The following is a 25,496-nucleotide window of genomic DNA, read 5'->3' as shown; positions in this document are numbered from 1 at the left end:
TCGCAACCACCGCGTCGACATTCCCCGCCATCCGAACGGAGTGCTCATGTCTTCCATACGCCTGGCCGTGATCGGCTGTGGCGCCGCCGCGCGGGCCTGCCATCTGCCCGCGCTGCCCCAGGTCACCGGCGCCCGGCTCACCGCCCTGGTGGACCCCGACACGGCGCACGCCGAGGGGGCGTTCCAGGTCTACCGCCAGTACGGCGGGAGCTGCTCTCCCCAGCCGGCCACCAGTTGGCAGGAGGCGCTGGGGTCGTTCGACGCGGCGGTGGTCGCCGTGCCGCACACCCGGCACGCCCAGCTCGCCGACGACCTCCTGCGGCACGGCAAGCACGTGCTCATGGAGAAGCCCATGACCACCTCGCCCGCCGACGCCGAGATGCTGCTGAAGACCGCGGCAGACCACCCGGGCACCGTGCTGGCCATGGCCCATCCGCGCCGGTTGTTCCCCGCGTACGCCTGGGTGCACCGGCTGATCCGCAACGGCGCGCTGGGCACCGTCAAGCGCGTGCACTGGACCGAGGGCCACCCCTACAGCTGGGAGCCGGTCACCTGGTCCATGTTCGACCGCAGACTGGCCCACGGCGGTGTGCTCACGGACACCGGCTCGCATGTCTTCGACAGCCTGTTCTGGTGGCTGGGCGAGGACATGACCCTGATGGACCATCAGGACGACTCTATGGGCGGTTTGGACAGCGACAGCCGGACCTGGCTGCGGTTCGGCACGGTCGACGTCATCGTCGAACTCAGCCGGCTGCGCCCGCTCGGCACCCGCTGCACCATCACCGGCACCGAGGCCGAGGTGACCATCGGCACCGACTTCCCCGCCGGGGAGTGCACGCTGGTCACCCGCTCCGGTGAGGTCCTGCACCGCGGAGACGTCGCCCCCATCGCCCCCGCGCAGGGCGAGTGGGAGGCCCTGTTCGTCGAGCAGTTGGAGAACTTCGCCGCGGCCTGCGGCCCACAGGCCGTCGCGCCCTACTCCACGGCCGAGGACGGCAAGCGGGTCGTGGACCTGATCGACGCCTGTTACCACGGCCCCGCCCGGCGCGCCGCGCCCCAGCCGTGGACCGTCAACCGGACGAGGAGCGCGGTATGAGCGACCTGACGGAGTTCTCCGGATCGGCCGGCGGCCGGATCGCGGTCACCGGCGCCAGCGGCTTTATCGGCGGCCGCGTCGTGGAGCGGCTGATCCTGGGCACCGACGCCGAAGTACGCCCGGTGGTGCGCGGCTTCGGACGGGCCGCCAGGCTCGCCCCGCTGCCGCAGGACCGGCTCGGCTTCCGGGTCGCCGACCTCACCGACGCGTCGGCGCTCGGCCGTGCCCTAGAGGGTTGCGACACCGTCGTGCACTGCGCGTTCGGCAGTTCCGGCGAGGTCGACGAGCGCTGGGCGGCCACCGTGGACGGCACCGCGCGTCTGCTGGCCGCCGCCCGGGCCGCAGGGGTACGCCGGGTGGTCCACCTCAGTACCGTCGACGTGTACACGCCGACCGAGGGGGCGTTCGACGAGGAGGCTCCGGCCCGGGCCGTCGACCCCGCCGACCGCGAGTACGAGCAACAGAAGCTCGCCGCTGAGCGGCTCGCCCTCGCCGCGGCCGGCGAGGGGATGGACGTCGTCGTCCTCCAGCCCGGCGTGGTGTACGGACCGTGGGGCGGCCAGTGGACCACCGCCCAACTGGAACGGCCCGCCGCAGACTTCGCGGTACTACCGTCCGGCGGGGACGGCGGCGTGTGCAACGCCGTCTACGTGGACGACGTGGTTGACGCGGTCCTCGCCGCCTGCCACCGCCCCGACGCCGCCGGTGGGCGGTTCCTCCTCGCGGCCGAGGAGCTCACCACCTGGGGCGGGTTCTTCGACCACATCCGGTCGATCCGGCGGCTGACCGCGGCACCCGCGGACGCGTCCGAGGCGGCGGTGCCCGACTGGGAGGCCGAACTGTACCGCGCCACTGGGCGGGTCACCTCCGACCGGGCCGCCCGCGCCCTCGGGGTGCGCTGCACCACCACCCTGGACGCGGGCATGGCGCTGACCGCCGCCTGGGCCGAGTGGATCGGCCTGGGCCGCACCCGCGAGGGCAGGGCCGCATGACCCATGTCCTGGTCGTCGCGCCGCACCCCGACGACGAGGTCATCGGCTGCGGCGCGTCGATGGCCAAGCACGCCAGCGAGGGCTCCGAGGTGACCGTCGCCATCGTGATCGCCAGGGAACGGAGCCTGCACGACGAGCTGCGCAGCGACGCCGACTTCACCGACGAGACCCGCAAGGCGTCCGCCGCCCTCGGCGTGCACCGCTGGGAGCTCTGGGACGAGCCGTCGCGCGACTTCCTGCCGAGCCGCAAGGCCCATCTCGACCTCGTCCGGCTGATCCGCGAGGTACGGCCCGACATCCTCTACATACCGCACCGAAAGGACGGCGACGTGGAGCACCGCATGGTGAACCAACTCGCCACCGAGGCACTGTGGATGGCCACCTCCGACTTCTTCGGGGAGACCGGGAAGCCGGCCCCGACGCCCCGGCTCGTCCTCGGCTACGAGGTGTGGGCGCCGCTGGCGGAGTTCCAGTACGCCGAGGACGTCACCGGGTTCGTCGACCAGAAGGTGGAGGCGATGCGGGCGTACCAGTCACAGCTGCGCCACGCGGCCTGGGACGACGCGGTGCGCTCGCTCGCCCGGTACCGCGGGGCCGTCGCCACCGGCACCACGCACGCCGAGGTGTTCGAGGTCATCAGCCTGGGCGCGCCACCCGCTTCGTAGTCGCCCCCGGGGCGGGGCACCCGTCCCGCCCCGGACACCGATCAAAGGAGAAGCCATGGCCGACCGGCTCGTGGTGTGCGGTATCGGCTCCGGCATGGACCGCTCGCTCGCGGCCGTGAAGGAGATGGGGCTTGAACTCGTGATCATCACGGACCAGCCGACGGAACGGGTCACGCGGGTGGCGGATCAGGTGCTCGTGGCCGACCCCGGGCGGCACGAGGCGGTACGGCGGGCCGTCGGCGAGGCCGGACTGCGGGATGTCGATGGTGTGCTGTCGCTCGGCTACGACAACCCGCCCGTGGTCGCCAGGCTCGCCCGCCGCTTCGGCTGCCCGGGCGTCGACGAGGAGACCGCTCTGGACTGTCATCTGAAGGACCGGCGGCTGGCGGTGCTGGAACGCGCCGGACTCCCGGTGCCGCGGAACCGGGCCGCCGACGATCTGTCCGGCGCGCTGGCGGCGCTGGCGGACATCGGACTGCCGGCCGTGGTGAAACCGCGCGACCTGTCGGACTCGGCCGGCGTGGCCAAGCTCGACGCACCCGACACCGCGCCGGAGCGGATCCGCGAGGCGCTGCGGCTGAGTGAGACGGGCCGCATCGTGATCGAGGAGTTCCTGGAGGGCACCGAGCACACCGTGGCCGGGCTGGTGGCCGGTGACACCTTCCATGTCACCGGCTTCGCCGACCGCGAGTACGGCCGAAAGGAGGAGTTCGCGCCGCACTTCTTCGAGGGCGGCGACACCATGCCCTCGGCGCTGGCCCCGAGCGCGGTGGACGACGTCGTGGACACGGTGCGGGCCGGAGTCCGCGCCCTCGGACTGCGGGATGCCGTGGTCAACACGGACGTGCTGCGCACCCCGGACGGCCGTGTCCACCTGCTGGAGATCACCTGCCGGATGACCGGCGCGCGGATCGCCACCGAGATCATGCCGCTGGGCACCGGGGTCGATCCGCTCCCCAACGCGGTACGGCTGGCCCTCGGCCGCTCGCTCGTCCTGGACGAGCTGGTACCGGGCGGCGGGCAGGCCGTCGTCCAGCGCTTCCTCCCCGCCCACGGCGGAACCGTCGACTGGGTCGGCGACCTCGCCGCCGTCCGGACCCCGCCGCAGGTGTACGACCTGTTCTGGGGCCGTGAGCTGCGGGTGGGCGCGACACTGCCGCCGTACAGCGGCGGGGCGGACCCGCTTGCCGGGGTGATCGTGACCGGGACCGACGCGGCCCGCGCTGAGGCCATGGCGTACGAGGTCCTCGACCGACTGCCACTCGGACTCAGCGGCGCCGTGCGGCCGGTGGGCTCCCGCTTCCGCTGACAGCGCCACCGGGCGCCCGGAGCGCCCGCGCACGACCGACCGTCCTGCACCGACCGACATCCAGGAGGAAGCCGATGCCGATCGCCTACACCCAGTGGGCCGCTACCTACGAGCTGTTCGAAGGCGAGAGCGCGCGAGAGACCTGGCGGCAGGGAATCGCAGCGGACCTGGCCAAACTCGCCGACGGCCCGGGCCGGGTCCTCGACCTCGGTGCCGGTACGGGCATCGGCACCCGCGTCCTGGGCGAGCTGCTGCCCCGGCTTGAGGTGACCTCGCTCGACCGCTCCCCGGAGATGCTCGACTGGGGCAAGGTGCCGAAGGCCCGTCAGATCGTGTGCGACATGACCGATTTCCGTGCGGGCGAGGGCTTCCCGGGCGGCGCGTTCGACTTCGTCGTGTCGGGGTTCGACGCCCTCAACTACCTGCCGCCCGAGGCGCTGGCGGGCTGCCTGGCCAGTGCGGCCGACGCGCTGCGCCCCGGCGGCCACATGGTGTTCGACTACTCCACGCGCAAGGTGCTCTCCGCGGACTGGGCGGCGTTGGAGTACTCCCAGGAGAAGGACGGCCACACGCTGCACCGCCGGCACGTCTGGGAACGGGCGCACGACCGGAGCCGGACTGTCCTCACCCTGAGCCGCGGCGGTGAGATCCTGTGGCGCGAGACGCACATCCAGTACGTGGTGGACCCCTTCACCCTGGAGGAGGTCGCCCGCGCGAACGGGCTGCACACCGTCGCCGTACGGAACATCGACAGCGACGCGTACTCCCCGAGCCACACCACGCACGTCTATGTGCTGCGCAGGAAGTGACCGCGCGGCGGGAACAGCGGGAGCAACGACCAGGAGAGAGAGGAAGAGGATGACCGTCACCGAGGCGGAACTCGCCGCGGGCCTCGCCAGGACCAGTATCGTCATCGCGCTCAAGGACGACGTCAGGATCGTCGAAGCGATCGCGTCGGTGGACGAGCCTGAGGTGGAGATCGTGCTGGCGCTCAACGGCGCCTCGGACGAGATCCGCCGCATCGCGGCCGACCACCCGCGCCCGCTCGTGATCACCGAGATCCCCGACGCGGGCAACCTCGGGGCCGCCTATAACGCGGGCGCCGAGGCGGCGAGCGGGCAGTACCTGCTCTACATGGACTCCGACTGCGTCTTCGCCCCGGGCGTGGTGCGGATGATGGTCCGCGCGGTGCTCGAACACCCCGTGGTCAAGGGCCAGGTGGTGTACGGGGTGGGGGGTGGGGTGCTGAGCCTGCTCACCGCCCGGGTCCGCGAGTACGACGAGGGGGACTACGTCAGCGCCCTCTCCCCACCGCTGATCTACGACCGGCGGGTCGCCGACCACATCGGCGGGTACCACTACGACCCGCTGGTCCACTGGTGTGAGGACCGGGAGTTCGACTTCCGGCTCCAGCTCGCCGATATCCCCGTGGTCCACCTGCCCGACGCGGTCATCCACCACGACGCCCAGCACGGTCTGCAGAACCTTCGCAGCTACTGGCGCTACGGCATCGGCGAGGGCATCGGCCAGCAACTGGGCGTCTTCACCACGCCGGCCGTGCCCGTGCTGTGGCGGCTGTACGACTCGGCGCGGACGTTGCTCGGCTGTGCGCGGGTCAAGGGGCCGCTCGCCGCGGCGTTCTACGCGCTGCTCCAGGCCACGTACCACACGGGGACGCTCTACCACCTGCTTCGGGACCCGTTCGGGGTGCGCCATCGGATGCCGGCGGCCGCGCGCCGTACCCGGATGCTCCACGCCGTCCCCCAGCACTGTCCGGAACTGACCCCGGCCCAGCGGGTCCGGTTGCGACGGGCCCATCGGGAGCGGGGGCGGGTCATCGAGCCCGTGGCCGACCTGTCGGTCTTCCGCACGCCCGCGCCCGCCCCGCTTCCCGTTCAGCGGGAATAGGTGGCGTACCGGAACTCCGATCCGCCGAAACCGAGTTTGAAGCGGTTGATCAGCCGGGTCTTCTCGCTCGTCTCCCCGGTGTCGATACCGCTCAGATCGAGATGCCGCAGCCCACGCTCGGCCGCCCATTTCATGGTCTGGAAGTGGACGAAGTTCAGTGCCGCCTGGGAACGGTACGCGGGGTTGGTCGCGACATAGCGGGACTCCATCGCGTCACCGTTCACCAGACACACCGAACCCGCCGCCATCTCCGTGCCATACACGGCTCCGAACAGATGCACACGCTCCAGCTCCAGCAGATCCCGCAGGTACTCCAGCGGGGCGAAGTCGGGCGAGTCCGCGTTCTGCATGGCCGCGGTGTAGAACGGGTGGAACCGGTCCAGCAGTCCGGGGTCGTCGGTGAAGGTGAAGCCGTGGCGCAGGGCCCGCCGGACCCGGCCACGGGTGCTCGGGCGCATCCGGGCGAGGATCTGCTCGTCGGTTCCGGTGGCGTCGACGAGCAGTGTGGTGAACTCCGGCCCCGGCCGGAAACCGTGCTCGGCCAGTACTCCGGGCAGCGTCCACGCGGGCTGGAGCACCAGGGTGACCCGCGGCAGCCGGGCGATGTCGGTGAGGAGCCGGCTCAGGACCTCCGGGTCGGGCACACCGGTCGGGCCCTTCCACATGAACCAGGACCCGTCGGCCTCCTCCAGCAGCATCGTGGCCAGGCACCGGGTGTCCTCCCAGACCTCGGTGAAGCGCACGGCGACCCCCTGCCGGCGCAGGAAGAGCAGGCGCTCCCAGTCCTGGTGGAAGTCGTCCGACGCATTCCGGCCGGTACCCGCGATATTTCCCAGTGGTTCTTCAACGGCGTTTCGAACGTGCAGCATCCGGAAGACCTCCCGGTCCGACGAGATCGAAGCGAAGAAACCGGACAGGCATCGTGGGACCTCTCTTGACAGGAGGTCGATGCCCTCTCAAAGTGAGAATCCAATTCCAGCAAGGAATGGGATGGGAAACCCGCCAAGGATGAATTCCTTATTGTGCGGGCGCTTTCCCAAGTTTTGACATGAGGGCGAGTCGCTGTCAATAGCGAATCCCCACGGGTATCACTCGGAGGAGAATTCCATGCGTATTCTCGGTGTGAATGGATGGCCGGGGGCGAGCCACGACGCGTCGGCCTGCCTGCTTGTCGACGGGGAGGTCATCGCCTTCGCCGAGGAGGAGCGCTTCACCCGCGCCAAGCACTCCTACGGCCAGGCCCCGCACCACGCCGTGGCGTGGTGCCTGGCCGAGGCGGGGCTGTCCATCGAGGACATCGACTTCGTGGCCCACGGGTGGGAGATGCCCGAGTTGTTCGCCCGGCGCGGTCTGGAATGGTTCCCCACCCCGGAGGAGGCGCTGGACTTCCTGCTGCCGCGCGGTGTCTTCCCCAGGCGCCGGGATCCCCGGCTCATCTTCGTCGAGCACCACATGGCCCACGCCGCGAGCGCCTACTACTTCTCGGGCCGGGACAGTGGGGCGGTGCTGATCCTCGACGGGCAGGGCGAGAACGAGAGCGCCACCCTGGCCGTCGGCAGCGGTGGCGACCTCAAACTGCTCCGGTCGATCTCGCCGGGGTGGTCGCTGGGGTACTTCTACGCCGCGGTCTGCGAATACGCCGGTCTGGGTGCCGACGCCGCCGGCAAGCTCATGGGCCTCGCCCCGTACGGGACGCCTGGGGACACCACCTTCGGCGGTGCGCTGCAGGTACACGGGGACGGCTACAGCGTCGACGCCGTGCCGGAGGACCTGCTCTCGCGCGGCCGCACCGACGAGGAGGACGACACGATCCGGCTGTGGATGAACCGGCTGGAGAAGACGCTGACCCTGCCGCCCAATGCCGTCTCCCGCGGCTTCGATCCGATGCTCGGTCGCTACACCAAGCGGACCGCTCGTGACCCGTACGACTACCGCGACCTGGCAGCCACCGCACAGGAGGCGCTGGAGCAGTGCGTGCTCGCCCTGGTGCGCGGACTGCTGCGCGACAGCGGGGAGTCGACCCTGCTGGTGGCCGGCGGCGTGGGTTTCAACGCGACACTCAACGGCAAGTTGATGCGGCTGCCGGAGGTGGACGACCTCTTCGTCCAGCCGCTCGCGGGTGACCAGGGGGTGAGCCTGGGCGCCGCCGGCTGGGTCGCCTCCCAGGCCGGGGAACGGGTCCGACCCATGACGGGCACGGTCGCGTGGGGGCCGCGGTGGGGCCCCGACGCCGTCCGGCAGGTGCTGGACGCGACCGGGACGCGCTACACCGAACCGGCTGACATCGCGGTGGCCACGGCGGACATGCTCGCCCGCGGGGGGATCGTGGGCTGGCACCAGGGGCGCAGCGAGGGCGGTCCCCGGGCGCTCGGGCACCGCAGCATCCTCGCCGTGCCGTACCCGGCCGAGCAGCAGGACCGGATCAACCTGACCATCAAGGACCGTGAGCGGTGGCGTCCGTTCGCGCCCAGCCTGCGCGAGGAGTCGGCGGCCGAACTTCTCGGACTGGACCGGCCGTTGCCGTACATGATCGTGACCACCCCGGTGCCCGAGCGGCACCGGCGGTACCTCGCGGCAGCCACCCATGTGGACGGCACCACCCGCCCGCAGACCGTCTCGGCGGGGGCGAACCCGCTCTACCACCGACTGCTGGGACAGGTGGAGGAGCGCACCGGGCGGGCGGTTGTGCTGAACACCTCCTTCAACGGCAACGCCGAACCCGTGGTCTGCTCACCCCGCGACGCCCTGGCCACCTTCGCCCGTGCACCGCTCGATGCCCTGGCCCTGGGGCCGTTCCTGGTTCAGAGGTAGGCGGGCGCGGCGCCCCGGCCCTCCACCGAGCCGGGGCGGAAGCCCGGCCCGGTGGACATGAGCGCCACAAAGCGCAGTTCCCTGGCGTGCATGACGTTCGCCGCGAGGATGGTGAAGTCCACACGGCCGTGCGCCGGGTCATCGATGCTCAGCATCGTGCCGTCGGGGTGGGTGCGGAAGACGCCGACCTCCGCGTCCCAGAGCTCCTTCACCACCGGGTCGGCCAGCAGACTGTCCAGCAGGGTCATCAGGTCCTGGCTGTCGGGATCGGCCGCGATCGCGGCGCGCAGTTCGCCGAGCATCGGCGCCGCCCAGCTGTCGCGCCAGTCGACCAGCCGTTCGGCGCGGCAGGCCTTGTTCAGCAGGACCCAGCGCAGCACGTTACGGTCGGGCAGCTCGGCCACGCTTCCGGCCTCCGCCCCGAAGAGCAGGTCGAGGTAGCCGGCGTTGGCGGCGATCAGGTCCCAGCGCCGGGTGTGGATGCAGGCGGGATGGGGCTGGCGCTCGACCAGTTGGGCCCAGCCGGGATGGAGCGCGTAGTCGGCCGGGCCGGGGGCCGGGGGAAGCTCTCCGGTGGCGTAGAGGAACAGGAACTGGCGCTCCTGGTCATTCATCCGCAGGACCGCGACCACGCTTTCCAGGAATTCCGCAGTGGGATTTTTCATACGTCCGGACTCCAGCGTCGCGTACCATCGCGTGGAACAGCCGAGGAGGGCGGCCGTGGTTTCCTGGGAAATGCCCCGGCGGCGCCCCTGAGTGCGGGGATCACCGGGTTCCACCACGGTCCGGGCGCGGCATTTCCGCAATAACCGGCCAAGGTGCTTTCTTACCTCGTCTATACCCGAGTGTCCTGCACTCAACGCCTTCCCTCCAGGTTAAACCCAAAGCCGCCATGGCTGCCCCGATCATGTCTCGATAGGCGATTCTGTGTCAAGAGTCACACCTCTTAGTGCGGACGGTGGAAAAGAGGTTAGTATCGGCCTCCCGCGTTGGCTTGAAATGCTGGCCGACCCCGGGTGGCTGAAATGCGACTCCGCAGGGCGGTTCATTGCGGGGAAGGTCGGGGTGGCACATCGGACCGGCGAGCCTCCACTGCGGCATCCGACGTCGCTTATGGAGCGTTTCGGAAGCCATTGGTTCTGGAAATGACGCCTTCATTGCGGAAGGGAATGGCGGCCCGCAAGGATATGTCTCGTAGCACCCACACCCGTGCCGATGTGCAGTCTGCTGGGAGAATTGTGTCCACTACTTCGGAAGTTTCCCCCAAAACGGCCGCTGACCGGGCCTTTCGCGTGCTTCGGGCGCTGGACGCGCTCGGTCCGGGCACGCATTCCCTCGACACCCTCACCCGCCTCACCGGGCTGGCCCGTTCCACCGCTCATCGCATACTCCAGTCCGCGGTCCGCGAAGGCGCGGTCCTCCAGTCCGGATACGGCAGGTACCGGCTGGCCCCCTCCGCCGTCAGCCCGGTCACCGGCCCGCTCGTCAACCTGCCGTTCTCGCTGGAGACCCTGCACACCGAACTGTCCGCCCTGCGCAGCCGCGCAGGGGACGCCGCGCTCATCCATGTGCCCGTCATGCTCCGGCCCCCGCTGCGGGTCATTCTGTGCTGCTGCTACGACCCGGGCGGCGAGTTGGCGCCCAGCTTTGCCGATGGCGACCGCTCCGGCCCGCTGTTCCGCGCGCCGCTGTACACCGACGCCGCCGGGCTGGTCCTCCTCGCGCGGCTGCCCGGCGTCGCTCCGGGCGATCCGGTCCTGCGCCGCATCCGGGACCTCAACCATGCCCGCACCCCCTCGGTGCTGCCCGGCTGGGACCTGGTGGCCGCCCCCGTACAGCGCGGCGCGGCCACGGTCGCCTCGGTGAGTCTGCTGGTCCGCCGCTCGACCGACCCCGGGCCCCACCGGCGGGCCGCGGCCGAGGTGATGCGGACCGTTGCCCGGTTGGGCCAGGCGGCCCGCTGCACCTCCCAGCCCGCGGGAGCCGGCCGTGCCCGCTGACGTCACCGTCGTCCGCGCCGGAGAGCCGTTCCCCGGGGCCTGGTCGGCCTCCCTCTACCTCTGCGGCCCCACCGCACGGAACCCCGACACCCCGCTCTGGCGGGACGAGGCCCTCCGCCGGATCCGCGAACTCGTCGCGGACGGAGGGCTTGAGGGCCACGGACCCGTGGTCTTCCTGCCCGAGCCGGAACCGGGCCGGCCGCTCTCCTACGAGGAGCACATCGCATGGGAGGAGGAGGCGATGGGCATGAGCGACGTGATCCTCTTCTATGTGCCGCGCGCCCTGCCCGAACTCCCCGGCCTGGTCACCAACGTCAAGTGGGGAGCCTGGCACCGCTCGGGCCGGGCCGTCCTCGGCTCCCCGCCGGAGGCCCGGCGCAACGAGTACCTGCTGCACTTCGCCCGCGAACACGCCGTCCCGGTCGCCAACTCGCTGGAGAAGGCCGTCGCCGAGGCCCTGCGCCGCCTGGGTACGGGCGCGCGCCGGCGGGCCGGTGAGCGATGGGTCCCCCTCCACCTGTGGCGCACGCCCGAATTCCGGCGGTGGTACGGGCGGGAGACCGGCGGGGGGCGCACCCTGCGGTCCGCGGAGGTGCTGTGGACCCGCGGATCCCCGGCCCGGGAGTGGGCGGTGCGCGGTGTCTGGGAGGAGCCGGGTACCACAGAGGCGACCGTGCATACGCTCGTGGTGCACACCGGGGGAAGCGAAGTCCTCGGCGGTGACGGCGGCGAAGACTGACCCCCTCACCGTGCGGTGTGCCCCGGCCCGGGCACACCGCGCACGCCGCCGGCCCGCTACGGCATTCCCGGCAAGGCGCTGAGGAACGCGCGCAGACCGCACCTGTGCACGGGATGCCGTTCCACGGCGTCGCCGAACACCTCCGTGACCACCGCGCCGGGGATCCCCGTGCCGACAGGCGGCGGAGACGGCCTCGTCCCCGCGTTCGCGCACCAGCCGCAGACGGCCCGTACAGTCCAGGCTGCCCCCCGGGGGGGCAGCCTGGCGCAGCAGCAGGAAACTCGGGTAGAAGCGGCGGGCCCCGAGCGCGTCGGTGTGGGCGTCGAGCCGCGGCGTCGTCCCGGTCGGCGAGCAGCCCCAGTGCGTCGAGTGCCGCGGCGAGTTCCGGTGGCCGCGCGGCGGTGGACGCGCCCAGGTGCAGCAGGTGGAACAGCGGGGTCGTCGGCGTCGTCCGCCCGCAGCCGGACGCCCTTCTGCGGCAAAGGTGTTCAGCGGGTGATGAGGACCGGCAGCAGCAAGTGGGAGGGGAGTCGCCGGCCGTGGTGGACGGTGGCGGTGACCGTCTCGTACGGCCGGGCCCAGGGCTCGGCCGGGTCACCGCCGGTGCCGGGATTGACCTCGAAACGTGGGAAGTTGCTGCCGGCCACCTCCAGCCGTACACGGTGGCCGGGGGCAAACACATGGCCCACGGCGCCGAGCCGCACGGTGACTTCGACGGTCCGGCCGGGTGGCGACGGCCCGTCGGTGCACTCCGCGTAGCCGGCGCGGATCCCGTCGCACAGGATCTCGGCACGGCCGTCCGGTGCCACGTCCACCAATTTGGCCGCGATGTCCGTGGCGGGCCCGGAGCAGGAGACGTACACCACGAGCGTCACCTCGCCCACCACGGTCAGCGCGGCGGTCTGCGGTGCGCCGGTGTAGCAGAGCACGTCGGCGCGGCGTTCCACGGCCCGCTGGTCCCGCGGCCCGCAGTCGGCACCGACGAACATGCCGGTCATCAGGGTCGCCCCACCGGTGGTGGGCACCGGGTCGTCGGGGTCGTGGAGGAAGTGGTCCGCGCCGGCCGCAGGGGGCGGGTCCGGCAGCAGGGCACCGTCGCCCGTGGCGGAGTTGGCATGCCGGGCGCCGCTGGTCAGGTACAGCGCCGCGGGGCTGACGTCCGGCACCGGCCAGTCCGGGAAGGTTTGCCAGCGGTCGACGCCGGTCAGGAAGAGCCGCACCCGCTCCCCCGGCGGCCCGCCCGTCCCCTTCAGCGTCCGGTCGAAGTGGTCGATGTGCAGCCCGGTCACGTCCAGCACCTGGTCGTCGGCCCGGACCCCGTAACGCCGTCCGGGGAACACCCCGCCGCGGACGCAGTGCGACCAGGGGCCGACGACCAGCGTGGCGTGCTCGCGCGCCGCGGCCGAACCGCCGTGCCGGCGTCCCCCGTCGTAGTTCTCCAGCGTTCCGCCGAGGAAGATGTCGTACCAGCCTCCGATGTGCAGTCCGGCCGCCCGCATGGCCGGATAGGTCTGGTTGGGTGCGGCGCGCCGCCAGTACGGGCCGGGCCGGGGGTGCTCGCGCCACCGCCGCACGTACGGGGCCAGTTCGTCCAGGAGCTGCCAGGCGAGGCCGGGGGTCCGGTACAGGTCCTCGATGGAGTCGAGGGCGTGGAGCACCCGCTCCGCCCCGGCGCCGGTGCTGCCCGAGTCGGCCGCCAGCAGCCCCGGCAGCAACAGGTCGGCCAGGGCCCAGTGCAGGACGAAGCCGAGCTGGAACACACCGCCCTGGTAGCACCAGCCCTCCCGGAACTCGGACCCGGCCATGTACGCGGAGACCGCGTGGAGCGCCTCTGGGGCATGGCCCGCCGCCAGCAGCGCGGTGCTGCCTTCGTACGACCGCCCCAGCATGCCGACCCTGCCGTCGCACCACGGCTGCGCCGCGGCCCAGTCGACCGTGTCGGCGCCGTCCGCGCCCTCGGCCCAGAACGGTTCGAACTCCCCGCCCGAGGAGCCTCGGCCGCGGACGTCCTGGACCAGCAGGCCGTAGCCGGCCGTCAGCAGTCGCCGGGTGTCCAGCCCGGGTCCGGCGGATTCGCCGGTACGGCCGTAGGGGGTACGGCGAATCAGCGTCGGCAGCGAAACGCGGGAATCCGGCCGATAAAGGTCCGCCCGCAACACGGTGCCGTCCCGCAGCGGTATCTCCAGGTCATGTTCGACCACGATGCGCATCAGCGGATCCTCACCGGTGGAATTCCTCCTCCCGACGCCCTGCGCGTTCCCTCCTCGGGAGCTGCGGGCCTGCCGGTCACAGGATTCGCCACCGTTCTTCCCGGCGTCAACGGCGCGACACACGAATGCCCTTGGGGCCGGGAGGAATCGTCGTCGACATTCCACACCAAGGAATCTCCTTGACATGTCCTTTAACCGGACGAGATGATCGGCGCGCCGCGGCCGTGGGCCATTCAGCCGGTACGAACCGGGAAAGCAGTGCTGTTCGAACGACAGGAACCAGCCAGCGGAGCGGTTGAAATCGTGGCGCAAACCGTAGCGTGAGCGACACGGCCGGTCGTCGTGCGGCCGGTGCCCTGGCAGAGTCATGCGCAGCCGTACCCGCATGTCCCGGCTCTCGCCTTCCGCCACAGTTGTTGGGAGAAATTCTCTTGCCCGTCGGTATGTTCCGGCCCGCTGAGTCCCCGGCGACCGTTCCCGAAGCCGACCACCGCAGCGCCTGGCGCTACCTGTGGTGGCTGATCCGGATCCGTCCACGGCTGCTGGTGCTGAGCGCCACCCTCGGCGCCCTGTGGATGCTTCCGCTCGCCCTGCTCCCGCTGGTCGTCGGATACGCCATCGACGACGGCATCGACGGCGGATCGACCTCCTCGCTCACCGGCTGGGTCATCGTGGTCGCGGTGCTGGCCGTGGTCCAGGCCGTCGCCGGCGCGGGACTCATCCAGGCCGCGGTGGGAGGCCAGATGCACGCGGTCGCCACCAGCCACCGGGTCGTGCTGCGTCAGGCCACCCGGCTGGGCGGCTCGTTACGGCTCAAGTCCGGCTCCGGCGACGTGGTGGCAGTCGCAGCCGGCGACATCCCCAGCATCGGCAGCGCCTTCGAGGTCGTCGGCCGGTCCTCGGGAGCCGTCGTCTCCTTCGTGGCGATCGCAGTCGCCCTCACCGTCACCTCGCCTGTCCTGGGCGTCGTGGTGCTCATCGGCGTACCTGCGGCCCTGCTCGGGATCGGCCCGCTGCTCCGGCCGCTGCAGCGGCGCAACGAGGAGCAGCGCGACCGGCTGGGCACGGCGACCGCGCAAGCCGGCGACATCTGCTCGGGGCTGCGTGTGCTGCGCGGCATCGGCGGGGAGCGGAAGTTCACCGAGCGCTTCGTGGGCGTCAGCCAGGAGGTGCGGCGCGCAGGGGAGTCGGCCGGGCGGCTGGAGGCATGGCTCGGCGCCGCCGGGGTGTTCCTCCCCGGTCTGGTCACCATCGTCGTCGCCTGGCTCGGTGCCCGGCTCGTCCTCTCCGATGTCATCACCCCGGGCGAACTCGTCGCGTTCTACGGCGCGTCGGTGTTCCTCGTCATCCCGGTGAGCACGGCGACGGAGGCCGTGGAGTCGATCAGCCAGGCTCATGTCGGGGCCGGACGGATCTGCCGCTTCCTCAGCCTGGTCCCCGATCCCCCGCCGCCGGACGACCCGTTGGTGCTGCCCCCGGGAGCCCTGTCGCTGGAGGACCGGGCGACCGGCATCGAGGCGCCGGCGGGCCGGCTCACGGCCGTGGCCACCAGCGGCGAGCACGGTTCGCGGACCGCGGCCAGGATCACCCGGTACGGACCCCCGACCCCCGTGGACGGCACCCGGCTCGCGGGCGTCCCGCTGGACCGGATCGCCCTGCCGGAGCTGCGCCGTCGGCTCGTCCTGTGCAGCCACGCCGACATCCTGTTCAGCGGCCCGCTCCGGGCCGAACTCGCCGGCGACCGGGCCCGTACCGACGAGGAGCTGCGTGCGGCGCTGCACGCGGCCGCCGCCGAGGATGTGGTCGAGGCGCTGCCGCACGGGCTGGACGACGCCGTCATCGAGGGCGGCCGCTCGCTGTCCGGCGGACAGCGGCAGCGGCTGATCCTGGCCCGTGCCCTGCTCGCCGCCCCCGACGTCCTGGTCCTCGACGATCCGACGTCCGCGGTCGACTCCTCCACCGAGGCGCTGATCGCCCGGCGGGTGGCCCGCTACCGCGCGGGGCGCACCACTCTCGTCTTCAGCGGCAGCCCGCTGTGGTCGAACGCCGCCGACGAGGTGGTCACGCTCGCCCCGGTGGCCGCCGCCGGCGGCCACGCCGACCACGGAGGGGGGCGGACGCCATGACCACCACCCGGACCGCCGAAGCCACCCCTCTGGCGCCCCCCGCCGACGAGCAGCCCGGAACCCGGTTGCCGCTGGCCAGGCAGCAGGAGGTGCACCACTGGTTCTGGACGTTCGTCCGCGGCAACTCCGGCCGGATCACCGCCATGCTGACCCTCTTCGGGCTCGCCCTGGCCACCGGTCTCGTCGGCCCCCGGCTGCTGGGCCACCTGGTCGAGTCCGTCCAGCGCTCCACGACCACCTGGCGTGTGGACATGGTCGCGCTCGTACTCGTGGCCGTACTCGCCGTCCAGGCGCTGCTCACCCGGGCCGCCCAGGTGCAGACGACCCTGCTCGGCGAGAAGGTGCTCGCCGAGACCCGGGAGAGCTTCGTGCGGCGCGTCATGCGGCTGCCGCTCGGCACGGTGGAGTCCGTCGGCACCGGCGACCTGCTCAGCCGCGCCACCTCCGATGTCGACCGGCTCAACGAGGGCATCCGGCTGGCCATGCCGAGGATCCTGATGGCGGCCGTCACTCTGGCGCTGACCGTCGTCGCGATGCTCCTCACCTCGCCCCTGCTCTCCCTGCTCCTGCTCACCGGACTGCCGTTCGCGGTGTTCTCCACCCGCTGGTACCGGCCACGCGCCACCCGCGGCTACGAGGAGCTGCTGAAGGACGAGGCCGAGGTGCTCACCAGCACCCATGAGACTGTCCGCGGTGCCGCCAGCGTGGAGGCGCTCGGCCTGGCCAGGCGGCGGATCGACCACCACGGGAGCGCCGTGGCCCGGGTCGTCCGCCACCGCCGCAGGATCACCGGGCTGCAGACGGTCTGGTACCCCAGTCTGGATCTGGCCACCATGGTCCCGATGGCGTTCACATTGCTGGCCGGCGGCGCCGCCTACCGCGACGGCCGGGTGGGGCTGGCCGAGATCACCGCCATGATGCTGTATCTCCAGAGCCTCAACGGCCCCCTGGTCGAACTGCTCTCCTGGACCGACGAACTCCAGGTCGGCAGCGCGGCGCTCCGGCGCATCCTGGGCGTGGAGCGCCTTCCCGTGGAGCGGTCCGACACCGGCGCGGTACCGACCGGCCGTCGGATCCGGCTGCGTGGCGTACGGTTCGGCTACGACGCCGGCCGCGAAGTCCTCCACGGCATCGACCTCGACATCCCGCCCGGCGGGCGCATCGCCGTGGTCGGCACCTCCGGAGCCGGCAAGTCGACGCTCGGCAAGCTGCTGGCGGGGGTTCACCACCCGACGGCGGGCGTGCTGGAGATCGGGGACGCCCCGGTGAGCGCGATGTCGATCGGCACCCTGCGCAGCGAGGTCGCCCTGGTCACCCAGGAGAACCACGTCTTCGCGGGCAGCGTCCGGGACAACCTGACCCTGCCGGAACGGCGCGGCCCCGGCGGCAGGACCGGGCCGGACGACAACACCTGGGGCGACGAGGAGCTGTGGGCCGCCCTGCGGACCGTGGGCCTGGAGGAGTGGGCACGCAAGCTGCCCGACGGGCTGGACTCCCCGGTCGCCACCGAGGAAACAGACGTACCGGCCGTCACCGCCCAGCAGATCGCCCTTGCCCGGCTGCTGCTCGCCGACCCGCACACCCTGGTCCTCGACGAGGCCACGGCCCTCATGGAACCCACCGCCTCCCGCCAGGTGGAGCGGTCCATGGCCGCGCTGCTCGCCGGGCGGTCGGTCATCTCGATCGTGCACCGGCTCGACTCCGTCCAGGACGCCGATCTGATCGCCGTCATGGAGTCCGGACGGATCGTCGAACTCGGCAGCCACCATGAGCTGTTGGAGAAGGACGGCGCGTACGCGCGGCTTTGGCGGTCGTGGACCGCAGCCGGGAGCGGCGCGGAGGCGGGTGGCTGAGCCGGGAACGGCAGCCCCGGCCCTGCCTCAGCGCGGGGCCGGGGTGCTGAGGAACCCCACGATCGCCTCGTTGACGGTGCCGGGCCGCTCCAGGCAGCCGTAGTGGCCGCAGTCGGGGATCTCCCGGTAACGGCCCGCCGGCAGCGCCTCGGCCACCTCGCGGCCCAGCCGGGGAGGGGCCACGAGGTCGTACTGGAAGCCCAGGACGAGGACCGGGCCCCTCACCCCGCGCAACGCGGCGAGCTGGTCGGCCTGGTCGCCAGGCGGTTCCGCGGGTACGCCGCCGGCCCGCGCGCCGGCCTCGAACAGGTCCAGCCAGTCCAGAATCTCGCCCTCCCGCTCCCAGGTGCGAGGCCCGAGGTGCAGCACCGCCTGGAAGAATGCCTGGTAGCGCGGCGGCGGTTGGACCCCGGCCGCATGCAGCGCGCGCTCCGCGGAGAGCAGGGCGCCGCCCACCGGGTCCGGCCGGCCCCGGGTCGCCACGAGCACCGCCCGCATCCACAGGTCCGGGCGGTGGACGAGCAGCTCCTGGACGAGTTGCGCGCCGAAGGAGAATCCGACAAGCGCGCACCGCCCGGTGCCCAGCAGCTCGACAGACTCCGCCAGCAGCGCGGTCAGTTCGTCCCGCGGCCCGGCGGCCTCCGGCAGCTCGAGGGTGATCGCCTCATAGCCGGCGGCGGCCAGCGCGGGTACCTGATGGACCTGCCAGAAGTCGCCCGGCCCGCCCGCGGCGACGAGTACCACGGGCGGGCCGCTGCCCGCCCGCCGATAGCGCACCTGCCGCCCACCGCCCACCGTCAGTGTCGCCATCCTTCGCCCCCTCCGCCCCGTCGAAGCCCGCCCGTACACGCGATCGGTCACGTGCCGGGGTGCCCCCGGCACGTGACCGTGTCGGCCGACCGGGGCTCAGCGCCCCGGCCGCCGGGTCAGTGCCACTCCCGGTACACGTTTCCGTAGTACCGGATGAGCTCCTCCTGGTCCTCCGGCTCGGAGAACATAATCGCGGTCATCAGGTCGGCGGGCGGGGTGTACGTGTCGCTCAGCCGGTCCGCCAGCTCGGCGAACGGGCCACGCAGGAACGTCTCCATCATGTGCGGCCACTCGAGCGGCAGCCGCCACGGGAATTCGTACCCCGTCGCCATCGTGTGCCGGACCACGTCCTCCAGGACCTCCTCCCGGCTCCACGCGGAGATCAGATCCCGCTCCGGAGCGAACTCCGCGAGGTCCGGGAGCCCCGGCCCGCCGGACATGAGCGACACGACGTGCCGGGCGATGAGCGGTGAGAGGTGCAGACCGTCGCGGTACGTCCCGGAGAGCACCCACAGGCCCTCCACCGAGGTGCCGCCGATGAGCGGGAAGCCGTCGATCGAGGCCGGCCGGCTGCCGGCCTGGACCTTACGGACCTCCGAGCCGTTGAGGCTGCGGTGCAGCTGGTGGATGGCACAGTTGAAGAGGAAGACCACCTCCTCGATGCTGGCCCCGCCCCGGGGCTCCAGGCAGACCGCGTTGGTCGCGCCGATGTACACCGACCCGCCCGACCGGGGCACCAGGTGCAGACCGCAAGCGAACGCCCGGTTGGAGGTGCGCAGGACGGTCGGTGGCCCCGAGCCGTCCCAGGTGTCGATGAGCGCGGAGACCCCGACGCCGTCGTAAACCCTCGGAATCCGGTGCTCCAGGCCCGGGACAGTGGCGACCAGCCGCTGGCTTCGGGCACCCGCGGCCACCACCACCTGGCCCGCCGGCAGGAAGTCGCCCGCGTCGGTGACGACACCTTCGGTACGTCCGTCACGGGTCCTGATCTCCGTGGCGTCCGCGGCGATCATCACGCCACCGGCCTGCCGGAAGGAGCGCTCCAGCGACCTCAGGAGCACGCCGGAGTCGACCGAGCCCTCGCCCTCGATGTGCAGGGCCCGCAGCGGGCGGGAGTTGGGGTCCGGATCGATCCAGTCGACGGAGGAGACCTCGATCTCCTCGTGTGCCGCGTTCGCCTCCTTCAGTGCCGTCAGCACGGCGGCGAAGTTCGCGTCGTCCAGGGCGGTGTGCCCCACGGTGTTGAGCAGGACCACGGTGTCGTCCGAGGTGCGGATACGCTCCGATCCGTCGCCGTCGGCCTCAAGGCCGCCGATCCACTCCGGCCACAGCCGCTGCGCCTGGACGGCCAGCGCATGCTTCTTCCTGCCGTGCTCCGAGGCCAGCAGATGGGCCGTCACCTCGCCGAAGGCACCGAGCATGGCACCGGCCGCAGGCGTTGCGCCGTACTGCCGCGCCGGCTTGCCGAGGACCGCCACCCGGACATCGGGATGGGCGCGGGCGTACTGCACGCCGACAGTCAGCCCGAGAACACCGTTTCCGACGACGATGACGTCCAACCTTTTTGCCGCGTCGACTGTTTCCGACATCTTCACCTTTCCCGTGGGACGAACCGTCACTGGGGCGGCGCCCCTTCGCACACCGTCCGCACGGGGAACAGGACATGCGGTCTCGGAGACGAGAGGAGGAGGCGGTGCGGTGGTGGCGCCGCGGACCAGCGAACCCCAGTGGGCCGAGCCCCGGCAAGGAAGTCCCCGGAATGGCGCGTTGACATTTCACGCGGCGGAAAGTGGGAGGAAAGGCGACGGGGACGGGGAGGCGAAGCCCCGGCGCATCGTGATGCCGTCCGCCCCGCCGGACACGGCGTTCGCGGAGTACGGGCGGATTGCCGAGACCGAGCACCTGCTGCGCGTGGTTGACCCGGTCGACGACGTCTACCGGCGCCAAGTGCACCGGCCGGCTCACGGTGCAGAAATCCCGCCGCGGACTCGCCGCCCGAGCTGGACAAGGCTGAGGCGGACGAGGGATGAAGCACACGAGGCACTGTCGCACCAGGACGGAGCTGCGCTTCATGCCGACCTTGATGGACGAGCCTTCAGGCCGTCGAGGGTGAGGTCGAGCAGCCGTTCTGCTCGCTGCCGTTGTTCAGGGCTCGCCGAGGTGAGGGCGATTCCTTCGAGGGCGGCGCCGATATCGGCGGGACTGATATCGGTACGAATCGTCCCGGCGGCCGCGCAGGCGGCCATGAGGGCACTCAGGGCGGCTTGGATCATCTCCCGGCTGTGACCGTAGGGGTTGCTCCCCGTCGCGGCGATGGCACGCAGGGCATCGATCATGCCGTACTTGGCGGTCACGTAGTCCAGGAAGAGGCGGGTCCAGGCACGCAGGGCCTCAAAGGGCGGCTTCGCTGCCAGCAGGGTGGGGGCCGCGTCGCACAGCTGGGCCACTTCATTGCGGTAGACGGCCTCGACCAGCGCTTCGCGAGTGGGGAAGTTGCGGTACAGCGTGGCACTGCCCACCCCTGCCTCTTTGGCGATGTGTTCCAAGTGGGCGTCGAGCCCCTCCGTTGCGAACAGGCGCACTGCCGCCGTGAGGATCTTCTCCCGGTTGCGCCGCGCGTCAGCTCGCAACGGCCGTTGCGCTCCCTCGGCCATAAGCGCTCGCCATCCCTTCTCAGGCTCTCCCGCTTGCTAAACGGGGGCGCGCCCACTTATGGTGTCATTAATCGGAGGCGCCCCCAATTCCACTGTAGGTCAAGGTATTGGCCTGCACACACCTCACTGAGGGACTGGTCATGTCAGGCATCAAGGGCAAGGTCATCGCACTTACAGGCGCCAGCAGCGGCATCGGGGAGGCGACAGCGGCCTATCTCGCCCAACGAGGGGCCAGCTTGGTGCTCGGAGCTCGGCGGAAGGACCGGCTGGACACGGTGGTGGAGCGGATCACGGCGCAGGGCGGCTCAGCCATCGGGATTGTGGTCGACGTGACACGCCGCGAAGACGTCAAGCGCCTGACCGATGCGGCAGTCGACCACTTCGGCCGACTCGACGTCCTGGTCTCCAACGCGGGAACCATGGCGGTCTCACCGTTCGACGAGCTGCGCCAGGACGACTGGGACGCCATGGTCGCCACCCACATCACGGGCCTGTTGAACGGCATCGGGGCGGCACTGCCCATCTTCCGGCAGCAGCGCTCCGGACAGTTCGTCAATGTGGCCTCCACCGCAGCCTATGTCGTGAAGTCCCCCCAGGGCGTGTATGCAGCCACGAAGACGGCGGTGAAGGTCCTGACCGAAGGACTGCGACTGGAATCCGGTCCGGACCTGCGCGTCACCCTCGTCTCGCCAGGCATCACCGACACGGAGGGCGTCGGCAAGGGAGCAAGCCCCGAAACAGCAGCGACGATGATCCAGCTGCGCGACGAGATCGCCATGCCGCCCTCGGCCATCGCCTCCGCCATCGGTTACGCGATCGAGCAGCCCGATGGCATCGACGTCAGCGAGATCGTCGTCCGCCCCACGGTCCAAGCCTGACGATCAGCACGCAACGGTTACCGCCCCGGCCTGTCGGCAAACGATGGCCAGCTCAAGCGGTTAGCGCTTCAAGGGACCCGGACATCTTCGAGGCGTCCGGGTGGAGTGCATGGGTTGCGCTTGCTGAGCGGTTCGTACGCACCATCCGCGAGGAGCGCGCCGACCGAGTGCCGATCTCCGACGTCTCGGCGCGGCGGACCTTACGGTTTGTGGGTCACCCAGAGCAGTTCCGCCGGCCAGCGGTGTGCCCAGTCGGGTGGATCGGTTTCGTTGTAGCCGTTGAGTGTTCCGAGTTCCGGCCGCGGCTCGATGAGGTCGTCGATGATGAGACCGGCGCCGCGCAGGACCTTGACCCAGTCGCCGTAGGTGAGCTGATAGCTGGTCGCGCCGTCGTCTTCGGCGATGGTGTTCAGCCCGAAGTAGTCCTGCTGCAGCGTCGTGGTCACGCGGCCGGCGGCTTCGTCGTAGCAAGCTTCGAACCATGGGCTGGCGACGTTGAACACCAGGCGCCCGCCTCGGCCCAAGACGCGTGCGGCCTGCGGGACGGCCAGGTGCGGGGGCGCCCAGCTGAGCCCACCGAAGTCGCAGAACACCAGGTCGAAGCTGTCGGCGGCGAAGGGAAGTTGTTCGGCGGCGCCTTGCACTAGCGGGTAGCGGGTCGCTCCCATCGCGCGCGCCGCTGCGGCGAGTTGGGCTTCGGACAGGTCGAGCCCGACCACGGTGGCGCCCTCGGCCGCGAGCGCCCTGGACCACTGGCCGGCGCCGCAGCCGAGTTCGAGGACGCGCTTGCCGGTGACGTCGCCCAGGGCGTGCAGGTGCGCGTCGGGGATGGAGTACATGCCCCATAGCCGGGGTGTGGCGCCGATTCGCGGGTCGTGCTTGTGCTGGTAGGCGCCGCTGATCTGGTTCCAGAGCCGCCGGTTGGCGGGGATGCTGTCCACGTGCCGACTCCAGCACTGTCTGCCGGGGGCGGTCAACACGATTAGGGCACTGGCCGGCCCTCGCCTCGGTCCGGCCCTGGCTCGGTCCGGCCCTGGCTCGGTCCGGCCCTGGCTCGGCCCATGATCCGCCGGACGAGCCCCAGTCGTCAGGGCCAACGAAAGCTGGAACCTGACGGATCTGTCCGACCTGCCGCTCGATCTGTCGAAGGCGATGTTTCAGATCCATGGTCATCACGCCGTCAATCGCGACCTTCAGCGGTTCGGCCGGCAGGGTCGCCACCGCTCACCGAGGTCTCCACCGTCGGCATCGAGTGCGTTCCGGCTGGGTACTCGGTTGTAGCCCGGGGCCGGTTCAGTCGTGGACTGTCGGCTCGCGGTGGACCGAGATCGGCGAGAGGGCGAGCGCCGCTATGGCTGCGGCGCAGGCCAGGGCGTAGAAGCCCCAGGGGTAGGCGATGCCGGCGGTGACCAGCGTGCCGAGCAGGAAGGGGCCGAGGATGGCTCCGAGACGACCGATCCCGGCGGTGAGGCCCAGGGCCGTCGCCCGCAGTTCTGGGGGGTAGAGCTGGGTTGTCCAGGCATATACGAGGACCTGGGCGCTGAAGACGAAGATCCCGGTGACGAGCACGGCGCAGAAGACCAGGACTTGGCTCTGCAACCGAATCGACAGTAGCGCGAGCAGCGCGGCCGCGATGGCGAACCACGCGAGCGTCGTGGTCTTGTGCTGCCCAGTGTGGTCTGAGACCCGGCCGGCCACGATCAGGCCGATCACGGCCCCGATGTTGAGGACCAGCAGGAGGGCGGTGCCCGCTTGGATCGAGTAGCCCGCCTGACCCATGATCCGGGGCAGCCAGGTGTTCAGCCCGAACACCAGCAGCAGGCCCATGAACGACGCCGCCCACAGGGCGAGGCTGGTGACGAGGTTCGCGCCCCGGACAACGTCGGCTCGGTTCCGCCGTGCGGGCGCGGGCGAGGTCTCTCGCTGCCGGCCGGCCGCGAGGTAGTTCTCGGACTCCGGAAGTTTGGCCCACAGCAGCGGGAGCAGCGCGGTGCCCAGGAGGCCGCCGACCACAAACATCGACCGCCAGCCGAGCTCGGGCACGAGGACGAGTGCCAGCAGCGCGGTCAGGACGGCGCCAGCGTGGTTGCCGGTCATGGCCATGGTGACCGCCGTCGCGTTCTTCCCCTCGCGGGCGTGTTCGGAGATGAACGCCAGCGAGGTCGGCAGACATGCACCCAGTCCGATGCCGACGACGAAGCGCAGGACGATGAAGGCAGTCATCGTGGGGGCGAACCCGCCGGCGAGGGTCGCGGCCGAGAAGAGTGCGATGCTGCCGAGCAGGGTGCGGCGCCTGCCCCAGCGATCGGTCAGTGGGCCGGTTGCCACAGCCCCGAGACCGACGCCGACGAGACCCAGAGTCGAGGCCGTCGTCAGCCAGGCGTCGGTGAAACCGAGGTCTCCCGTCTTGGACAGGGTGGGGATCACCGCGCCGAGTACCACGAGGTCGAACCCGTCGAGCGCGACCGCGATCCAGCAGAGCACGGCGGGCCACACGTCGGGCATTGAGCTGTTGGGAGGGGTATCGGTGGATGTGACTTTCAACATCGTCAGCCTCCTTCGCTGGGCTGTCGTGACGGTCGCAGCGGACCTGTCTGCACGACCAGCGTCGGCGTCCGCTCAGTGGGATGTACGCCGGTGACGGTGCGGGTCCGGCAAAGCCGGTGGCGAGGCAAGTAGCCGGCTCACCGAGAGCGCTGCCATGCGGACCGCGCTCGAGACCCGTTCCAGATTGGCCGACGAACGGGCCACGATCCCCAGCGCGCCCTTCAGCTCGCCCTGAGCATCGAAGAGCGGTGCGGCGACTGAGCATGCTCCGAGGGTCAGCTCTTCGATGGCCCAGCCCAGTGATGTCCGGCGCACCTGCGCGATGTTGGCGGTCAGCCGGCCGGGCTCGACGAGCGTATACGCCGTGTGCCGCTCCAGCCCGGCGTCGAGCACCTGGCTCAGCAGGCTGGGGTCGGAGAAGGCCAGGATGACCTTGCCGACGCCGGTGCAGTGCAACGACAGCGGGCCGCCCGGGGTCGTGACGTTCCTGACCGACCCGGGCCCCGACACCTTCTCGACGACCCGGGCGACGAGACCGTCCGGGACGGCCAACTGCACGTTCTCCCGGGTCGCCTCGTAGAGATCAGCCATGAAAGGTGCCGCGACCCGCCGCAGCTCCTGGTGGCGGGGCGAGCTGCTGGCCAGGCTCCACAGCCGCAGGCCGACGGCGTAGCGTCCGTCGTCGGTGTGCTCAAGGACTCCGAGCTCGACGAGTTCAATCGCGATGCGGTGGCAGGTCGAGCGCGGCAGACCGCTCAGTTCGACGAGGTCAGTCAGACGCAGTGACGGCTTGGCCAATGTGAATGCGTCGAGCAGGGTGAACGTCCGGTCCAGAGTGCTGCGTCCGCTGTCACGGCTGTTGCCCGCCATGAGCCGATCCTTTCAGGAAGAGCGG

General features: G+C 71.1%; 21 protein-coding genes. 12 read left to right on the top strand and 9 right to left on the bottom strand.

Annotation, left to right across the window (positions count from 1 at the left end; all coding sequences use genetic code 11):
- Positions 1-46: 46 nt before the first annotated feature.
- The 6 genes from AS97_RS42825 (at position 47) to AS97_RS42800 (ending at position 5,973) form a co-directional block, all read left to right on the top strand.
- Positions 47-1,099: a Gfo/Idh/MocA family oxidoreductase gene (locus AS97_RS42825; protein WP_059147420.1), complete on the top strand. Its 1,053-nt coding sequence runs from the start codon at positions 47-49 to the stop codon at positions 1,097-1,099.
- Positions 1,096-2,091, top strand: a complete 996-nt coding sequence (locus tag AS97_RS42820) for an NAD-dependent epimerase/dehydratase family protein (RefSeq protein ID WP_059147419.1) — start codon at positions 1,096-1,098, stop codon at positions 2,089-2,091. Before AS97_RS42825 ends, AS97_RS42820 begins: the two co-directional genes overlap by 4 nt.
- Positions 2,088-2,756: a PIG-L deacetylase family protein gene (locus tag AS97_RS42815; protein ID WP_125755436.1), complete on the top strand. Its 669-nt coding sequence runs from the start codon at positions 2,088-2,090 to the stop codon at positions 2,754-2,756. Before AS97_RS42820 ends, AS97_RS42815 begins: the two co-directional genes overlap by 4 nt.
- Positions 2,757-2,811: 55 nt before the next feature.
- Entirely contained in the window at positions 2,812-4,065 is a 1,254-nt protein-coding gene (locus tag AS97_RS42810; protein WP_059147417.1) for an ATP-grasp domain-containing protein, read from the top strand.
- 74 nt (positions 4,066-4,139) lie between these two features.
- On the top strand, positions 4,140-4,874 hold the full coding sequence (locus AS97_RS42805) for a class I SAM-dependent methyltransferase (RefSeq protein ID WP_059147416.1): 735 nt from the start codon (positions 4,140-4,142) through the stop codon (positions 4,872-4,874).
- A gap of 49 nt (positions 4,875-4,923) precedes the next feature.
- Positions 4,924-5,973: a glycosyltransferase family A protein gene (locus tag AS97_RS42800; RefSeq protein ID WP_059147415.1), complete on the top strand. Its 1,050-nt coding sequence runs from the start codon at positions 4,924-4,926 to the stop codon at positions 5,971-5,973.
- On the opposite strand, the gene AS97_RS42795 is transcribed toward AS97_RS42800, so the two are convergent.
- Entirely contained in the window at positions 5,961-6,842 is an 882-nt protein-coding gene (locus AS97_RS42795) for a GNAT family N-acetyltransferase (RefSeq protein ID WP_059147414.1), read from the bottom strand. The two genes, AS97_RS42800 and AS97_RS42795, sit on opposite strands and share 13 nt — an antisense overlap.
- A 238-nt stretch (positions 6,843-7,080) precedes the next feature.
- Between AS97_RS42795 and AS97_RS42790 the strand changes: the two genes are divergently transcribed.
- Positions 7,081-8,784 carry a carbamoyltransferase C-terminal domain-containing protein gene (locus tag AS97_RS42790; protein WP_125755442.1) on the top strand — a complete coding sequence of 568 codons (1,704 nt, stop codon included), beginning with the start codon at positions 7,081-7,083 and terminating at the stop codon, positions 8,782-8,784.
- Here AS97_RS42790 and AS97_RS42785 read toward each other — a convergent pair.
- Positions 8,775-9,644 carry a helix-turn-helix transcriptional regulator gene (locus AS97_RS42785; protein ID WP_079059709.1) on the bottom strand — a complete coding sequence of 290 codons (870 nt, stop codon included), beginning with the start codon at positions 9,642-9,644 and terminating at the stop codon, positions 8,775-8,777. The two genes, AS97_RS42790 and AS97_RS42785, sit on opposite strands and share 10 nt — an antisense overlap.
- Before the next feature lie 165 nt (positions 9,645-9,809).
- Here AS97_RS42785 and AS97_RS42780 point away from each other — a divergent pair, with 165 nt between their 5' ends.
- Entirely contained in the window at positions 9,810-10,784 is a 975-nt protein-coding gene (locus AS97_RS42780) for a helix-turn-helix domain-containing protein (protein WP_086705710.1), read from the top strand.
- The gene (locus AS97_RS42775) at positions 10,774-11,523 is read left to right on the top strand and encodes a hypothetical protein (protein WP_059147410.1); all 750 of its coding nucleotides are present in this window, start codon (positions 10,774-10,776) and stop codon (positions 11,521-11,523) included. The genes AS97_RS42780 and AS97_RS42775 overlap by 11 nt, the downstream gene beginning before the upstream one ends.
- Positions 11,524-12,011: 488 nt before the next feature.
- On the opposite strand, the gene AS97_RS42770 is transcribed toward AS97_RS42775, so the two are convergent.
- Positions 12,012-13,733, bottom strand: a complete 1,722-nt coding sequence (locus tag AS97_RS42770) for a CocE/NonD family hydrolase (protein ID WP_059147409.1) — start codon at positions 13,731-13,733, stop codon at positions 12,012-12,014.
- Between the two features lie 431 nt (positions 13,734-14,164).
- On the opposite strand from AS97_RS42770, the gene AS97_RS42765 reads away from it, so the two are divergent.
- Positions 14,165-15,859 (top strand): ABC transporter ATP-binding protein, encoded by a 1,695-nt coding sequence (locus tag AS97_RS42765; RefSeq protein ID WP_185929655.1) that lies wholly within the window; start codon positions 14,165-14,167, stop codon positions 15,857-15,859.
- Complete coding sequence (locus AS97_RS42760; protein ID WP_079059707.1) at positions 15,856-17,712, top strand: ABC transporter ATP-binding protein; 1,857 nt, start codon at positions 15,856-15,858, stop codon at positions 17,710-17,712. The genes AS97_RS42765 and AS97_RS42760 overlap by 4 nt, the downstream gene beginning before the upstream one ends.
- Before the next feature lie 27 nt (positions 17,713-17,739).
- Here AS97_RS42760 and AS97_RS42755 read toward each other — a convergent pair whose 3' ends face one another.
- From AS97_RS42755 to AS97_RS42745, 3 genes are all read right to left on the bottom strand, one after another.
- On the bottom strand, positions 17,740-18,522 hold the full coding sequence (locus AS97_RS42755) for an alpha/beta hydrolase (RefSeq protein ID WP_210566794.1): 783 nt from the start codon (positions 18,520-18,522) through the stop codon (positions 17,740-17,742).
- Positions 18,523-18,638: 116 nt separating this feature from the next.
- A complete protein-coding gene (locus tag AS97_RS42750; protein WP_063804977.1) occupies positions 18,639-20,111 on the bottom strand; it encodes an FAD-dependent oxidoreductase in 1,473 nt (490 codons plus the stop codon).
- Between the two features lie 480 nt (positions 20,112-20,591).
- Entirely contained in the window at positions 20,592-21,176 is a 585-nt protein-coding gene (locus AS97_RS42745) for a TetR/AcrR family transcriptional regulator (RefSeq protein ID WP_125755447.1), read from the bottom strand.
- A 140-nt stretch (positions 21,177-21,316) separates the two neighbouring features.
- Here AS97_RS42745 and AS97_RS42740 point away from each other — a divergent pair, with 140 nt between their 5' ends.
- Positions 21,317-22,054 carry an SDR family oxidoreductase gene (locus AS97_RS42740; RefSeq protein ID WP_086709472.1) on the top strand — a complete coding sequence of 246 codons (738 nt, stop codon included), beginning with the start codon at positions 21,317-21,319 and terminating at the stop codon, positions 22,052-22,054.
- A gap of 200 nt (positions 22,055-22,254) precedes the next feature.
- Here the strand turns inward: AS97_RS42740 and AS97_RS42735 are convergent, their stop codons facing one another.
- The 3 genes from AS97_RS42735 to AS97_RS42725 form a co-directional block, all read right to left on the bottom strand.
- Positions 22,255-22,995: a class I SAM-dependent methyltransferase gene (locus tag AS97_RS42735; RefSeq protein ID WP_210566793.1), complete on the bottom strand. Its 741-nt coding sequence runs from the start codon at positions 22,993-22,995 to the stop codon at positions 22,255-22,257.
- 352 nt (positions 22,996-23,347) lie between these two features.
- The gene (locus AS97_RS42730) at positions 23,348-24,601 is read right to left on the bottom strand and encodes an aromatic acid/H+ symport family MFS transporter (RefSeq protein ID WP_210566792.1); all 1,254 of its coding nucleotides are present in this window, start codon (positions 24,599-24,601) and stop codon (positions 23,348-23,350) included.
- 72 nt (positions 24,602-24,673) lie between these two features.
- On the bottom strand, positions 24,674-25,471 hold the full coding sequence (locus AS97_RS42725; protein WP_059147401.1) for an IclR family transcriptional regulator: 798 nt from the start codon (positions 25,469-25,471) through the stop codon (positions 24,674-24,676).
- Positions 25,472-25,496 lie beyond the last annotated feature (25 nt).

Source organism: Streptomyces sp. AgN23, from assembly GCF_001598115.1.
Taxonomy (GTDB): domain Bacteria; phylum Actinomycetota; class Actinomycetes; order Streptomycetales; family Streptomycetaceae; genus Streptomyces; species Streptomyces antimycoticus.
The sequence above is the reverse complement of the archived record's forward strand: the minus strand, read 5'-3'. Positions and strand labels throughout refer to the sequence as shown.

Excerpts from the sequence above, each read along its gene's own strand:
- AS97_RS42795 (WP_059147414.1), bottom strand. The coding sequence starts at position 6,842 with ATGCTGCACGTTCGAAACGCCGTTGAAGAACCACTGGGAAATATCGCG.
- AS97_RS42760 (WP_079059707.1), top strand. The coding sequence starts at position 15,856 with ATGACCACCACCCGGACCGCCGAAGCCACCCCTCTGGCGCCCCCCGCC.
- AS97_RS42810 (WP_059147417.1), top strand. The coding sequence starts at position 2,812 with ATGGCCGACCGGCTCGTGGTGTGCGGTATCGGCTCCGGCATGGACCGC.
- AS97_RS42805 (WP_059147416.1), top strand. The coding sequence starts at position 4,140 with ATGCCGATCGCCTACACCCAGTGGGCCGCTACCTACGAGCTGTTCGAA.
- AS97_RS42820 (WP_059147419.1), top strand. The coding sequence starts at position 1,096 with ATGAGCGACCTGACGGAGTTCTCCGGATCGGCCGGCGGCCGGATCGCG.
- AS97_RS42825 (WP_059147420.1), top strand. The coding sequence starts at position 47 with ATGTCTTCCATACGCCTGGCCGTGATCGGCTGTGGCGCCGCCGCGCGG.
- AS97_RS42725 (WP_059147401.1), bottom strand. The coding sequence starts at position 25,471 with ATGGCGGGCAACAGCCGTGACAGCGGACGCAGCACTCTGGACCGGACG.
- AS97_RS42815 (WP_125755436.1), top strand. The coding sequence starts at position 2,088 with ATGACCCATGTCCTGGTCGTCGCGCCGCACCCCGACGACGAGGTCATC.
- AS97_RS42745 (WP_125755447.1), bottom strand. The coding sequence starts at position 21,176 with ATGGCCGAGGGAGCGCAACGGCCGTTGCGAGCTGACGCGCGGCGCAAC.
- AS97_RS42770 (WP_059147409.1), bottom strand. The coding sequence starts at position 13,733 with ATGCGCATCGTGGTCGAACATGACCTGGAGATACCGCTGCGGGACGGC.
- AS97_RS42730 (WP_210566792.1), bottom strand. The coding sequence starts at position 24,601 with ATGTTGAAAGTCACATCCACCGATACCCCTCCCAACAGCTCAATGCCC.
- AS97_RS42780 (WP_086705710.1), top strand. The coding sequence starts at position 9,810 with ATGCGACTCCGCAGGGCGGTTCATTGCGGGGAAGGTCGGGGTGGCACA.
- AS97_RS42750 (WP_063804977.1), bottom strand. The coding sequence starts at position 20,111 with ATGTCGGAAACAGTCGACGCGGCAAAAAGGTTGGACGTCATCGTCGTC.
- AS97_RS42740 (WP_086709472.1), top strand. The coding sequence starts at position 21,317 with ATGTCAGGCATCAAGGGCAAGGTCATCGCACTTACAGGCGCCAGCAGC.
- AS97_RS42790 (WP_125755442.1), top strand. The coding sequence starts at position 7,081 with ATGCGTATTCTCGGTGTGAATGGATGGCCGGGGGCGAGCCACGACGCG.
- AS97_RS42755 (WP_210566794.1), bottom strand. The coding sequence starts at position 18,522 with ATGGCGACACTGACGGTGGGCGGTGGGCGGCAGGTGCGCTATCGGCGG.
- AS97_RS42800 (WP_059147415.1), top strand. The coding sequence starts at position 4,924 with ATGACCGTCACCGAGGCGGAACTCGCCGCGGGCCTCGCCAGGACCAGT.